The organism is Pseudothauera lacus (genome assembly GCF_003034845.1).
In the GTDB taxonomy this organism is placed as follows: domain Bacteria; phylum Pseudomonadota; class Gammaproteobacteria; order Burkholderiales; family Rhodocyclaceae; genus Pseudothauera; species Pseudothauera lacus.
Genome location: NZ_PZKC01000014.1, coordinates 1 through 14241 on the forward strand (window position 1 = coordinate 1; position 14241 = coordinate 14241).

Below are 14241 nucleotides of genomic sequence, written 5' to 3' on the forward strand. Positions count from 1 at the left end.
CTCGTCGAGGGCTTCCACCCCCCACCACGCTTCGACCAGCACGGTGGCCTGCGGCGCCGACAGTTCCAGTTCGTAGAGGCGGCTGGAAGCGGTAAACAGGGAATGCATGGGCGGCGGGAGGGGCAGGCTAATGTCAAGTGAGTGAAATCATAATGCATGACATGAAGATTTAAAAGGACCAAGCAGGCTCCATCCGCGCCGATCAAGCCAAATGAACGCCCCCCGCGCCGTACTCAAATGGCGGGATAATTGCCGCATGCTGCCCATCCTCTATCGCGACGAACACCTCATCGCCATCCACAAGCCGGCCGGCCTGCTGGTTCATCGCTCGATGATCGACCGCCACGAAACCCGTTTTGCGGTGCAGTTGCTGCGCGACCAGATCGGCCGCCGTGTGTATCCGGCCCACCGCCTGGACAAGGGCACTTCGGGGGTGCTGCTGTTCGCCTTCGAGCCGGCGGTGGTGGCACACCTGGGCGCGGCGTTCGAGCAGCGCGCGGTGGGCAAGCAGTACGTCGCCATAGTGCGCGGGCATCCGCCGGCGGCGGGGCTCATCGACCATGCGCTGAGCCGGCAGGCTGACGAACCCGGCGCCAACGATGCACAGGCTCCCGCGCAGGCCGCGCTGACCCGCTACCGCACGCTGGCGACCACCGAACTGCCGCATCGCGTCGACCGCTACCCGAGCAGTCGCTACGCCCTCGTCGAACTGATCCCGGAGAGCGGGCGCCGCCACCAGTTGCGCCGCCATCTGAAACACATTGCCCATCCCATCATCGGCGATGCGACCTACGGCAAGGGCCGCCACAACCGCCTCTTCCACACCCTGTTCGGCTGCCAGCGGCTGCTGCTGGCATGCACCGCGCTGCACCTGACCCACCCGCTGAGCGGGCAGGCGCTGGCTTTGTGCACGCCGCCGGACGTCGACTTCATGCGGGTGGTGGATGCGCTCGGGTGGACGGCGGCACTGCGCCGCGGACTTTCGGGCGTCATCGAATCGTAGGAGAATGCCCTTCCCTGCACAGCCGCAACCGGCCGGAACCGCCATGAACCGTCTGCTTCAAGTACGTCAGCTGGGCCAGCAGATCTGGCTCGACAACCTTTCCCGCACACTGCTCCGCGAGGGCCAGCTCGAACGCTTCATCCGCGACGACGGGGTCTGCGGCATCACCACCAATCCGGCGATCTTCCACAAGGCGATCGCCGACGGCCGCTACTATGCGGACGATCTGGCGGCGCTGAAACGCACCGTGGCGGATGCCGAGGCGCGCTACGAAGCGCTGGTGATCGCCGACGTGCAGGCGGCCTGCGACCTGTTGCGCGAGACCTGGACGCTGAGCGGCGGCGAGATGGGCTATGTCAGCCTGGAGGTCTCCCCTGCCCTCGCCCACGACCGCGCCGGCACCCTGGCTGCCGGGCAGCGCCTGCACGCCGCAGTGGGACGCGACAACCTGCTAATCAAGGTGCCGGCCACGGCCGCCGGGGTGGGCGCGGTGGAGGATCTGGTGGCACACGGCATCAGCGTCAACGTCACCCTGATGTTTTCGCTCGCCCATGTGGACGCGGTGGCCAGCGCCTATCTGCGCGGGATGGAGCGCCTGCAGGCGGCAGGTGGCGATCTGGCGCGGGTGATGTCGGTGGCCAGCCTGTTCCTCAGCCGCGTCGACACCCTGGTCGACCGCCGCCTGGACGACATCGGCGGCGCAGCGCTGGCGCTGCGCGGCCGGACTGCAGTGGCGATGGCGAAGACCGCCTATGCCCATTACCGCGCCCGCTTTCACGGCCCCGCCTTCGCCGCGCTGCGCGCCGCCGGGGCGCGGCCGCAGTACATGCTGTGGGCGAGCACCGGGACCAAGAATCCGGCCTACAGCGATCTGCTGTACGTCGAGGCGCTGATCGGCGCGGAGACCGTCAACACCCTGCCCGACGCCACGCTGGCCGCACTCATCGACCATGGCACGGTGGCCGACACGCTGGCAACGGAGACGGACGCGGCGGCGGCCACGCTGGCTCAGGTCGAAGGCCTCGGCATCGACCTCGGTGCCGCCGGCGAGCAGCTGCAGGCCGAGGGCCTGCGCCAGTTCGACGAAGCCTTTGCGCGCCTGCTCGAACTGGTCAACTGACCCGTATTTCTCACCCTGGCACGTCACGAGGGGGTCGAGGCGCCGTCGTGGTGCGCCGCACGGAGCGAGCGGCGCCGAAGGCGTAGCTGACACTACGTCGAGGCGGCGCGAGCGAGTACGGCGTGCCACGGCGAGCGTATCGGCACCCGCAGTAGGGACAGGGTGAGAAATACGGGTAAAGCACCGCGCTCACAAGCAGAAGGGCCAGGCACCGCGCTGAGCGGTGGCTGGCCCTTTCTTTTGCAGGGATGGATCTGCCTCAGGCCACCACGACCGCCTGACTGCCGCCTGCGAGCAGACGCGAACGCGACACGCCACGCTGCTCGCCGACGCCGCCGAGGAGCTCCTTCATGTCGAGGATGAGGACGATCTGGCCGTTCGACAGCGTCGTCACCCCGGCCACGCCCTTCGGGCGGAAGTCGTCGAGTGACTTGATCACCGCATCCTCGCGCCCGGCAAAGCTGTCGATGGCGAGGATGAAGGACAGCTCGGCGGTGTGCATCAGCACGCCATACTCGGGCACACGCTCCTGCGGCCAGCCGAGGAGGCCGGCGAGCGGCAGGATGGGCAGCACCTCGCCGCGCACCACCATGGTGGCACGGCCGCCGACTTCCTTGATCTGCTCGGCTTCGATGGGGAGGATTTCGCGCACCATCGACAACGGCACGGCGAAGGGCTGTTCGCCCAGGCGCACCAGCAGCACCGGCAGGATCGCCAGGGTGAGCGGCAGGCTGATGACGAAGGTGGTGCCCTTGCCAAGCTGCGAGCGGATCTCGATGGAACCGTTGAGCTTCTGGATGTTGGTGCGCACCACGTCCATGCCGACACCGCGGCCGGAGACGTCGGAGACCTGCGCGGCCATCGAGAAACCGGGGAGGAACACCAGATTGAAGCTCTGGCGGTCGTCCATGGTATTGGCTTCCTCGTCGGTGATGAGGCCCTTCTGCACCGCCTTGGCGCGCAGCTTCTCGGCGTTCATGCCATGACCGTCGTCGGACACCATGATGAGGATGTGATCGCCTTCCTGACGGGCCTCCAGGCGGACGATGGACTTCTCCGGCTTGCCCGCAGCGCGGCGCTCGGCGGCGGATTCCACGCCGTGATCGACGGCATTGCGGATGAGGTGGATGATGGGATCGGAGAGATCCTCGATCATCGTCTTGTCGATCTCGGTCTCCTCGCCGGAGAGCACCAGCTCGACATCCTTGCCGAGGTTGCGCGCGAGGTCGCGGGCGATGCGCGGGTACTTCTGGAACAGCCGGCCGATGGGCTGCATGCGGGTCTTCATCACCGCGTTCTGCAGATCGGAGACCAGCAGGTCGAGCTGGCTGACGGCGACATCGAGGGCGTGCAGGGTCTCGGTGTCGTTGAGGCCGTTGAGGATGTCGCTGCGCAGCGCGTTGAGGCGGTTCTTGGTGAGACCGATCTCGCCAGACAGGTTGAGAACCTGATCAAGGCGCGCGGTATCGACACGGATCGAGTTGTCGCGTGACTTCTCGGTATCGCGCCGGCCGGTGGGCGCACTGACGCCGGGCTTGTCGGTGACGCGGCGGCCGATGGCCTGCTTGATCACTTCTTCGGGCGACTGCTCGGCCACCGCCACCACCGCCTCGCTGGCGGGCTTCTCCGCTGCCGGCTGCACCACCACCGGCAAGCCGGTGACGGCATTGAAGAGGTTGTTCCAGTCCGGCTGGCCATCGCCGCCGCTTGCCGGCGTGACCGTTGCCGGCGGCGCTTCCGCCGGCGCACTGGCGGCGCCCAGCTCACCTGCGATGGCACGCTTGAGGCTGTCGATCAGCTCGGGGTCGGCAGCCGGCGGCTGGGTGCCCTGCTCGAGATAATGGAACATGTCACGCACCGTGCCGGTGGCGGCAAGGATGACGTCCATCGCCTCGGGGGTGATCGCCAGTTCGCCGTTGCGCAGCTTGTCGAAGAGGTTCTCGGTGAGGTGGCAGAGCGTCACCAGCTCGGTGGCGTTGAGGAAGCCCGCACCGCCCTTGATGGTGTGGAAACCGCGAAAGATGTCGTTGAGCAGGCCGCGGTCGTCGGGCGCCCGTTCAAGGTCGACAAGCTTGTTGTCCACCCCGGAGAGCAGATCGCCCGCCTCGATCAGAAAATCCTGCAGCAACTCTTCCATGCCGGCGAAGTCACTCATGGCCGTCTCGCTCCCATTCTCATCGGCAGCTGTCGCCGCCTCTTCCCGGCATGCCGCAATCGCCGCGGCGTGCCGTCCTTCGTTGTACCGTCGCGCTCAGAAGCCGAGGCTTTCGAGCAGGTCGTCCACCTGTTCCTGGCTGGTGACCACGTCGTCGCGTCCCTCCGCGGAGATCACCGGGCCGTTCATCAGGCCGGTGTGCTTCTCGGGGATCCTGTCCGACGGGGTCACTTCGATGAGCACCTGCAACAGCTGGGTCTCCAGGGCCTGGGCGAGATCGATGACGCGCTTGATGACCTGTCCGGTGAGATCCTGGAAGTCCTGCGCCATCATGATTTCCAGCAGCTGCGCGTTGGTGGCGCGGCTGCTCTGCCCGACGCTGCCGAGAAACTTGCGGGTGTCGGTGGCCAGCACCTTGAAGTCGTCCACGCCGAGCTGGTTGGCAAAGAGCTGGTTCCAGCGCTTCTCCAGGGCCACGGCGTCGCTCTCCACCTTGTCCTGGATGGGGCGGGCGATGTCGGTGGCGTTGAGCACGCGGCTGGCCGCCTGCTCGGTGAGCTGGGCGATGTAGTTGAGGCGCTGGCGGGCATCGGGAATCGCCGACGCGGCCTCCTGCAGGGCTTCATCGTAGCCGAGCTCGCGCAGGGTGTTGTGTACCTGGCGGGTCATCTGGCCGATGCGCTGGAAAACGGCGTCGTAATCCGGCTCGCCCTTCGCCACCTCGGCCTGCGGGGCCGCGGCAGCCCGCGCGGGGGCGGCAGGCGCTGCCGGTGCCGGTGCTGCTGCGGCCGGTTCGCTGAACTGGTCGGCGACCGAATCGAACAGGGCCTGCAGGTCGTCGTTGTCGCCATCGGCGGCGGCGGCCGGCGCCTTCGCCGCTGCCGCAACCGGCTCGACGACCTCCAGCCGGGTGGCCGCCGGCGGCGTGGCGATGCTGTCGAACAGCGCCTGCAGGTCGTCGGAATCTCCCGCTTCGTCGAACTTCAACTTCTTGGCCATCTTCAGGCTCCCTGAATTCGTTGTGCGGGGCAGATCAGGCTGCAGTCTTGCCAAGCCGCTCGAAGATCTTCTCCAGCTTCTCGGCCATCGTCGCCGCGGTGAAGGGCTTGACGATGTAGCCGCTGGCACCGGCCTGGGCGGCGGCGATGATGTTCTCCTTCTTCGCCTCGGCGGTGATCATCAGCACCGGCAGATGCTTCAGGCTGGGGGTCTGGCGGATGGTCTGCAGCAGCGTCAGGCCGTCCATGTTGGGCATGTTCCAGTCGGTGACGACGAAGTCGAAGGGCGCGCTGTTGAGCTTCTGCAGCGCCACCGCGCCGTCTTCGGCCTCATCGACGTTGGTGTAGCCGAGTTCCTTGAGCAGGTTGCGCACGATGCGCCGCATGGTCGAGAAGTCGTCTACAACGAGGAATTTCATCTTGGGGTCAGCCATGTTCGATCTCCGGTTTCACTACTGCGGCCGATCCGCTCATCGCCCACGGTTGAGCAAGGGACGCAAGGTATCGGCCAGCACGTCCGCGTCGAATTTTGCCACGTAGGCGTCCACACCGACCCGTTTTCCCATGGCGCGGTTGGCTTCGGAGGACAGCGAGGAGTGCATCACCACCGGGATGCCTTCGAAACGGGCATCGTTCTTGATGTTGCGGGTCAGGACGTAGCCGTCCATCTCGGGCATCTCGGCATCGACCAGGATGAGGTCGATCTCGTCGGACAGCGGACGGCCGCTCTGCTGTGCATGGCCGGCCATGCCTTCGAGGCGGGTCCACGCCTCGAGGCCATTCTGCGCATGCTTGTGCTTGACGCCGAGCTTGTCGAGCACTTCCGAGATCTTGCGCCGCGCCACTGCGGAATCGTCGACGAAGAAGATGTTGACATCGTGCCCGCCGCTGATCGGCGCGATGTTGCCGATCACCGCCTCGCCGAAGGTGTTGGCGAGGATGGTCTCGACGTCGAGGATGGAGACCAGGGTGCCGTCGTGCAGCTCGGTGATCGCGGTGATGAAGCTATGCACGTTGCTCGACACGTTCTCGGGGGTGCGCACCTTGTCCCATTCGACACGGATGATGCGATCGACCTCCTCGACCAGGAAGCCGAGCGTGCGCTTGCTGTACTCGGTGACCATCATCGAGCCGCCAAGCCCGTCGCCAGGATTGGCGATGCCCAGCACCTTGCCCAGCGCCAGCACCGGGATGACGTTGCCGCGCAGCGAGATCAGCCCTTCGACGCCCGCCGGCATGTTGGGTGCGCGGGTGATGAAGGGGGTCTTGGAGACTTCGCGGACCTTGAAGACGTTGATCCCGAAGGTCTCCTTGGTCCCCAGGGAGAAGAGCAGAATCTCCATGCGATTGGAACCGGCCAGCATGGTGCGGCCATCGACCGCTTCGAGCAGGTTGTTCTCGGTCGCTTCGATTCTCATGACTCACCTCGCGGATCTGCAGCCACCCCCAGCAGGCGGCGCAGCGTGGCAGCCAGGCGCTGGGGTTCGAACTTGGGCACATATTCGTCGACCCCGACCGACTTGCCGAGGTTCTGGTTGGACATGCCGGACAGCGAGGAGTGCATGATCACCGGCACCCCCTCGAAACGCGGATCGGACTTGATCGACTTGGTGAGGATGTAGCCATCCATCTCCGGCATCTCGACGTCGGTCAGCACCAGGCTGACCAGGTCCTTCACCTTGCGGCCGCTGGAATCGGCGTAGGCGGCGACCTTCTTGAGCTCCTCCCAGGCCGCGCGCCCATTCACCGAACCGACGTAGCGCACGCCGAGGGCGTCGAGGGTGCGGGTGATCTGGTTGCGCGCCACCGAGGAATCGTCGGCGAAATACACCGTGTGCTCGCCTTGCTCGATGGGCTGGATGTTCTGGAACATGAAATCGTCATCGTAGCGGGTGGTCTCGGAGAGCACCTTCTCGACGTCGAGCATCATCACCAGCTTGTTGCCGGGCAGTTCGGTGACCGCGGTCACCAGGCCGCCCATGTTGGCCACCAGCATGTCGGGTGGCACGCGCATCTGCGCCCAGTCCAGGCGCAGGATGGTGTCCACCGCCTCAACCAGGAAGCCCTGGGTGTGACCGTTGTATTCGGTGACGATCATGATGTCGCGCGGGGTTTCGGAGCCGATGCCGACATACTTGGCCAGATCGACCACCGGCACCAGCACGCCGCGCAGGCTGACCATCCCCTCCACCGCCGCGGGCATCTCCGGCGCCGCGGTAATGGCCGGCGTGCGCATCACCTCGCGGACCTTGAAGACGTTGATGCCGAAGGTCTCGCGACGGCCGGTGCGCGCATCCATGCCCAGCGTGAACAGCAGGATCTCCAGCTTGTTGGTTCCCGCGAGCTTGGTGCGGGCATCGATGTTCTTGAGCAGTTCGGACATTTCCATCTCCGCGTTTCGCAGCCGCCGCCTCAGCGGGCAAGGGCCGTCGCGTCGTTCATGTAGGGCTTATCGACAGCACGGGCGGATTCTTGAGGTCTTCCATCACGCCGTCCGCTTCCTGTTTCATTCTCGCACCAATTTCACGGCTTTGCATTGTATCGACCACACCGACCTACTACTTGAGGAATAAGCGACCGGAATCCGCGCTATTCCGCCCCCTGGTCAGGGCGCCGCCGGCGCGCGCATGCCGGCGAGGCGCTGTTGCATGCGCGCGGCGATCTCGTCCAGCGCCACCACCTCGCTGGCACCGCCAAGATTGACGGCTTCGCGCGGCATGCCGTAAACGACGCAGCTGGACTCATCCTGGGCAATCGTCCACGCCCCGGCCTGGCGCATCGCCAGCAGGCCGCGGGCGCCGTCCTTGCCCATGCCGGTGAGCAGCACGCCGAGGGCCGCTGCACCGACCTGGGCAGCGGCGGAATCGAACAGCACGTCGACCGAGGGGCGATGGCGATTGACCGGCGCCGAGCGCGCCAGACGACACTGGAAGCCGCCGCCGGGGACGCGCTGCACGGTGAGATGGGAGTGACCGGGAGCGAGGTAGGCGACGCCCGCCAGGGCGCGTTCGCCGTCCTCGGCTTCCTTGACGCGCAGCGCGCACAGGCCGTCGAGGCGCTTGGCGAAGGAGCCGGTGAACATCTCCGGCATGTGCTGGACGATGAAGACCGGCGGCATCGTCGCCGGCAGACCCAGCAGCACGGTCTTGATGGCCTCGGTACCGCCGGTCGAGGCGCCGATGAACACTGGCCGCGCAGCCGCCAGCACACCTCCGGCAGGCAGTGCCGGGCGCGCCGCAGGGGACGGCGGCGCATGCTCTGCCGGCCTGCCCTGCGGCAGCCTCCTGAGACGGGCCTGATAGGCTGCGCGGATGCGCTCGCCAAGCTCCTGGGCGTATTCTTCGAGGGCCTCCGGCGTGCGTGCGCGCGGCTTTCCCAGCACCTCCACGGCACCCAGCTCAAGCGCCCGCACCGAGGCTTCGGAGCCCTTGTCGGTGAAGCTGGAGATCATCACCACCGGCATCGGATTCAGCTTCATCAGGCGGGCGAGAAAATCCAGCCCGTCCATGCGCGGCATCTCGACGTCGAGGGTGAGCACGTCGGGTTTGTGGCTGCGGATCATCTCGCGCGCGACCAGCGCGTCGGCGGCCACCCCGACCACCTCCATGCCGGGCTGGCGAGCAATCAGTTCGCTGAGCATGGCGCGCATCAGCGCAGAGTCGTCACAGACCAGTACGCGAATGGCCATCGTCCGTTCTCCCGAGCCAAGGCGCCGCCTCAGGGGCGCGGGCTGTCCTTGAGCGCGTAGACCGTGCGTCCGAGCGAACGGAAGAGGTCGGCAGCGTGCATGAAGCTCTCGGAGTGTCCGGCGAACAGCAGGCCGTCCGGACGCAGCAGGGGACTGAAACGCTTGAGGATGGTGTACTGCGTGGGCTTGTCGAAATAGATCATCACGTTGCGGCAGAAAATCACGTCCAGCGGCCCCTGCACCGCCCACTGCGCTTCGAGCAGGTTGATGCGGCGGAAGCTGATCAGGCGCTGCAGTTCAGGGCGCACCCGCGCGTGCCCTTCCTGCACCCCGGTGCCGCGCTGGAAGAAGCGCTGCAGGCGCTGCGGCGACAGGCGTTCGACGCGATCGGCGCGATAGATGCCGCGCTGTCCGTGGGCGAGCACATTGGTGTCGATGTCGGTAGCGAGGATCTGCACCGGCGGGGTCAGGGTATCGAAGGCCTCGCAGGCGGTGATCGCCAGCGAATAAGGTTCCTCACCGGTGGACGCGGCGCAGCACCAGATCTTGATCGGCCGCTTCTCGGTGACCTTGCGCAGGTAGTCGGCAAGGATGTCGAAGTGGTGCGCCTCGCGGAAGAAGGAGGTGAGATTGGTGGTCAGCGAATTGACGAAGGTCTCCCATTCGCTGCGGTCGCGCTCCAGACGGGCGAGGTATTGCGCGAAGGTGCGGTCGCCGCAGGCGCGCAGGCGGCGGGCGAGGCGGCTGTAGACCATGTCCTGCTTGGCCGGTGACAGCGCGATGCCGGCATGCTGATGGATCAGCGCGCGAATGCGCTCGAAATCGGCGGTGGTGAACTCGAACTCGCGGTCACGCTGCGTACCCTGCGGCAGGGAGGGCCACTGCAGGCCGCTGGTGGCGGTTTTTGCGGGTGTCGCCGGGCGTGGCGGCGTCAGCGGCGGACGCGCCACCTGGGCGCGCGGCGGCGTGCTCGCCGCGGTGTTGCGGGACGGTACGGCAAGCGGCCGTGGCGGGGGTTTGGGCGGGTCGCCGGCGGCCATTTGTCAGAACTCCTCCCATTCGTCGCTCAGTGCCTTGCTCGCCGCCACTCGCCTGCGCACCTTGGGCAGCGGCGCGCTGCGCAGGGCGCGGGGCGCGGGGCGCACAACGCTGTCGGTAGACAGTGTAGCAATACCGCCGCCTGCTGCGGCATCGACGCGGAAGACGCCGACGGCGTCGAGCAGTCCGCGGGCCTGTTCCTCCAGGCTCGCCGCCGCTGCCGCAGCCTCCTCCACCAGCGCCGCGTTGTGCTGCGTCATCTCGTCCATCTGACCCACCGCCCCGGCCACCTGCTCGATACCCAGGCTCTGCTCGCGGCTGGCCGCGGCGATCTCGCTCACCAGCCCGGCCACACGATGGAACACCTCCACCACTTCCTCCATCGTCCGCCCCGCCTCGGCCACCAGCTGCACACCGCCTTCAACATGCCCCACCGAGTCGCCGATCAGCCCCTTCACCTCGCGCGCCGACTGCGCACTGCGCTGCGCCAGCGCCCTCACCTCCGCCGCCACCACAGCAAAACCACGACCCTGCTCACCGGCTCGCGCCGCCTCCACCGCCGCATTGAGCGCCAGTATGTTGGTCTGGAAGGCAATCGCGTCGATCACCCCGATGATGTCGCCGATGCGCCGCGCCGAGCCCTGGATCGCCCCCATCGTGCTCACCACCTCGCGCATCCGCTCGCCGCCGCGCTCGGCCACCGCATTCGCCGTCTCCGCCAGTTCGCGCGCCGCGCGCGCATTGTCGGCGTTCTGCCGCACCGTGACGTTGAGCTCCTCCATCGCGCTGGCGGTCTGCTCCAGCGAGGCCGCCTGCGCCTCCGTGCGCGTCGACAGCTCGCCGTTGCCCGCAGCAATCTGCCGCGACGCCGCACCGATCGCGTCGGCCGAGCCCTTGATCCGCCCCACCACCTCGCGCAGGCGCGCCACCGTGGCATTGGTGTCGTCCTTCAACCGCCCCAGCGTGCCGCGGAACTCCCCTTCCACGCGCGCCTCCAGATCCCCCTGCGACACCGCCGCAAGCACCCCGGCCACCGCCTCCACGCTCTGCGAGACCATCTCCATCAGCCGGTTCAACCCCTCGGCAAGCTGCAGGAAGAAACCCTCCTTCCCCGCCAGCGCCACACGACGCGAAAAATCACCCGCCGCCGCCGCATCCACGAGAGCGGTGAGCTCACCCTCGACCGCCAGCTCCTCGGTACGGTCGCGCCATTCGCCTACCGTACCGAGCAGGCGCCCCTGGGCATCGAGTACCGGATTGGTGGTGACGACGAAGTGCCGTCCGCCGATCAGCATGTCGTTGTGGGCCATCCCGCGCAGACTGGCGAGGCGGTGCACGGCAGCCTGCGGATCTGGATAGAGACGGCCGATGTTGCTGCCGACGAAAGAGTCGGCGGAGAAGTCGGCGACGTCGCGGCGGATCTCCGCTTCGACGCGGCGCAGGGTGCGCATCAGCGCCGGATTGGCGTAGATCACCCGGCCTTCGGCATCGGCGATGCGTACATTGGTGCTGACGCATTCGAGGGCCTGGCGGATGCGCAGGTTCTCCGCGGCAATGCGGCGCTGCTCCTGGATGTCGAAGCCGAGACGGACCTGCACGGCCTTCAGTTGCTGCTGCAGGCGGCCGAACTCATCGTCGCGACTGAGATCGAAATCGGCCTCGAACCGCCCCCCGGCCATCGCCTGCAAGGTCCGCCCGACATCGCGCAACGGTATGGTGATGGTGGTGGCGAGCAGCCACACCAGGCCGCCGCCGATGGCCGCCAGCGCCACCACGAGGAGGATCAGCAACCCCTGCAGGGAGGCGGTGCGCGCCGCCGCGGCCTCGCTCGCCACGCCGGCGCGGCGCAGTTCGTCGAGCGTCGCCGCCATCCCCTGCCAGCCCAGAGCGGCGAGCGCACAGACCAGCACCATGGCCAGAGCCAGCGACCACCACAGCTTGCTGACCAGCGTCAGATCGCGATACCAGCCGGCAAAACGGCGCCCGAGGCTGGCGGAGACGACCTGCCCGTGGCGCACCCGCAGGCGGCGATTGCCGAAATCGCGCAGCTCGCGGTAGAGCTCTTCGGCTTCGCTCACCGCTTCGCGCGGCGCGCGCGTGCGCACCGAAAGGTAGCCGCTGATGCGGCCATGCTCGAAGATGGGGGTGATGTTGGCGTGTACCCAGTAATGGTCGCCATTGCGGCAGCGATTCTTCAGCAGACCCGACCACGGTCGCCCGCTTTCGAGGTCGCGCCACATGTCGGCGAACACTTCGGCGGGCATGTCGGGGTGGCGGACGACGCTGTGCGGCGCGCCGAGCAGTTCCGCCTCGGCATGACCGCTGAGCTCGACGAAATCCTGGTTGACATAGGTAATGCGTCCCTCGGTATCGCTTCGTGTCACCAGGGTGCGCTTGCCGACATCCACTTCACGACGGGTCACCGCAGCATTGTTCTTCATCCCTGTTGCCCTTCCATGCTCGCCGCTGCCGAGCGCGTGGCCTTGCAGCGGAAGACGCCGACGGCGTCGAGCAGTCCGCGGGCCTGTTCCTCCAGGCTCGCCGCCGCTGCCGCGGCCTCCTCCACCAGCGCCGCGTTGTGCTGCGTCATCTCGTCCATCTGACCCACCGCCCCGGCCACCTGCTCGATACCCAGGCTCTGCTCGCGGCTGGCCGCGGCAATCTCGCTCACCAGCCCGGCCACACGATGGAACACCTCCACCACCTCCTCCATCGTCCGCCCCGCCTCGGCCACCAGCTGCACACCGCCTTCAACATGCCCCACCGAGTCGCCGATCAGCCCCTTCACCTCGCGCGCCGACTGCGCACTGCGCTGCGCCAGCGCCCTCACCTCCGCCGCCACCACAGCAAAACCACGACCCTGCTCACCGGCTCGCGCCGCCTCCACCGCCGCATTGAGCGCCAGTATGTTGGTCTGGAAGGCAATCGCGTCGATCACCCCGATGATGTCGCCGATGCGCCGCGCCGAGCCCTGGATCGCCCCCATCGTGCTCACCACCTCGCGCATCCGCTCGCCGCCGCGCTCGGCCACCGCATTCGCCGTCTCCGCCAGTTCGCGCGCCGCGCGCGCATTGTCGGCGTTCTGCCGCACCGTGACGTTGAGCTCCTCCATCGCGCTGGCGGTCTGCTCCAGCGAGGCCGCCTGCGCCTCCGTGCGCGTCGACAGCTCGCCGTTGCCCGCAGCAATCTGCCGCGACGCCGCACCGATCGCGTCGGCCGAGCCCTTGATCCGCCCCACCACCTCGCGCAGGCGCGCCACCGTGGCATTGGTGTCGTCCTTCAACCGCCCCAGCGTGCCGCGGAACTCCCCTTCCACGCGCGCCTCCAGATCCCCCTGCGACACCGCCGCAAGCACCCCGGCCACCGCCTCCACACTCTGCGAAACCATCTCCATCAGCCGGTTCAACCCCTCGGCAAGCTGCAGGAAGAAACCCTCCTTCCCCGCCAGCGCCACACGACGCGAAAAATCACCCGCCGCCGCCGCATCCACGAGTTCGCCGAGGGCCATACCGGTACTCACCTCGGCGCTGCGGTCATACCACTCCAGCACCGTGCCGGTACGTTGGCCATCGGCGCTGAAAACGGGATTCAGCACCAGCACGAAGGCGTTCGATCCGAGGCGGATCTCCGCCTCCCAGGTCTCGCGCATTGCGGCAATGCGCTCGCGCTGTGCTGCCGGATGGCGGTGGAAGCTGTCGAAGCTGTGGCCGACGATGTCGTCGGCACGGATGCCGCCCGGCAGACGACCGCCCATCTCCGCCTCGGCGCGGCGCAGCAGCCTCAGCGCGGCGGCATTGGCATAGGTGATCACCCCTGCCGGATCGGCCAGCATCACGCTCACCCGCGCGTGTTCCAGCCCATCGACCACCGCACGGACAGCGCCGAGCTGCGCTTCGAGTGCCTGCACGCGCGCGGCCTGGGCTTCCGCGCTGCGCACCAGAGTGCGCTGCAGGCGCCCCAGCTCGCTGCCATCGGCGACGGCGGGGAGCACCACCGCCTCGCCCTCGCCCCAGCGCGCCACGGCCTGCCTGAGGCCATCGGCACGTGCCCCCAGGCTCGCCCCCAGCCAGACCGCGGAGCCCAGCGCGAGCACGGCAACGAGCACTGCCAGCAGCAGCACCGGCAGGCTGAGGCTGCCACTGCGCGAGAGCAGCGGCAACAGCAGCAGCCAGGGCAGCAGGCCTGCCACGGCAACGGCAGGCAGCGCCAGACGCAGTGGCAGACGCGCCATCCGTGGTA

11 protein-coding genes are annotated in these 14241 nt (G+C 67.6%); 2 read left to right on the forward strand and 9 right to left on the reverse strand.

Annotated elements, in window-relative coordinates:
* Positions 1–256: 256 nt before the first annotated feature.
* A complete protein-coding gene (locus C8261_RS14770; RefSeq protein ID WP_107494499.1) occupies positions 257–1003 on the forward strand; it encodes a pseudouridine synthase in 747 nt (248 codons plus the stop codon).
* A 43-nt stretch (positions 1004–1046) separates the two neighbouring features.
* Entirely contained in the window at positions 1047–2123 is a 1077-nt protein-coding gene (gene tal / locus C8261_RS14775; protein WP_107494500.1) for a transaldolase, read from the forward strand.
* A gap of 259 nt (positions 2124–2382) precedes the next feature.
* On the opposite strand, the gene C8261_RS14780 is transcribed toward tal, so the two are convergent.
* The 9 genes from C8261_RS14780 to C8261_RS14820 all read right to left on the reverse strand — a co-directional run bounded on the left by C8261_RS14780 (position 2383) and on the right by C8261_RS14820 (position 14233).
* Positions 2383–4278, reverse strand: coding sequence for a chemotaxis protein CheA (locus C8261_RS14780; protein WP_107494501.1), 1896 nt, complete (start codon positions 4276–4278; stop codon positions 2383–2385).
* Between the two features lie 96 nt (positions 4279–4374).
* A complete protein-coding gene (gene cheZ / locus C8261_RS14785; protein ID WP_107494502.1) occupies positions 4375–5277 on the reverse strand; it encodes a protein phosphatase CheZ in 903 nt (300 codons plus the stop codon).
* A 34-nt stretch (positions 5278–5311) separates the two neighbouring features.
* Entirely contained in the window at positions 5312–5710 is a 399-nt protein-coding gene (gene cheY, locus C8261_RS14790) for a chemotaxis response regulator CheY (RefSeq protein ID WP_107494503.1), read from the reverse strand.
* A 36-nt stretch (positions 5711–5746) separates the two neighbouring features.
* On the reverse strand, positions 5747–6694 hold the full coding sequence (locus C8261_RS14795) for a chemotaxis protein (RefSeq protein ID WP_107494504.1): 948 nt from the start codon (positions 6692–6694) through the stop codon (positions 5747–5749).
* Positions 6691–7659 carry a chemotaxis protein gene (locus tag C8261_RS14800; RefSeq protein ID WP_107494505.1) on the reverse strand — a complete coding sequence of 323 codons (969 nt, stop codon included), beginning with the start codon at positions 7657–7659 and terminating at the stop codon, positions 6691–6693. Before C8261_RS14800 ends, C8261_RS14795 begins: the two co-directional genes overlap by 4 nt.
* Before the next feature lie 222 nt (positions 7660–7881).
* The gene (locus C8261_RS14805) at positions 7882–8964 is read right to left on the reverse strand and encodes a protein-glutamate methylesterase/protein-glutamine glutaminase (RefSeq protein ID WP_107494506.1); all 1083 of its coding nucleotides are present in this window, start codon (positions 8962–8964) and stop codon (positions 7882–7884) included.
* 29 nt (positions 8965–8993) lie between these two features.
* Positions 8994–10004, reverse strand: coding sequence for a CheR family methyltransferase (locus C8261_RS14810; RefSeq protein WP_235864935.1), 1011 nt, complete (start codon positions 10002–10004; stop codon positions 8994–8996).
* Positions 10005–10007: 3 nt separating this feature from the next.
* A complete protein-coding gene (locus C8261_RS14815) occupies positions 10008–12443 on the reverse strand; it encodes a methyl-accepting chemotaxis protein (protein ID WP_107494507.1) in 2436 nt (811 codons plus the stop codon).
* Positions 12440–14233, reverse strand: a complete 1794-nt coding sequence (locus C8261_RS14820; RefSeq protein WP_219905214.1) for a methyl-accepting chemotaxis protein — start codon at positions 14231–14233, stop codon at positions 12440–12442. Before C8261_RS14820 ends, C8261_RS14815 begins: the two co-directional genes overlap by 4 nt.
* Positions 14234–14241 lie beyond the last annotated feature (8 nt).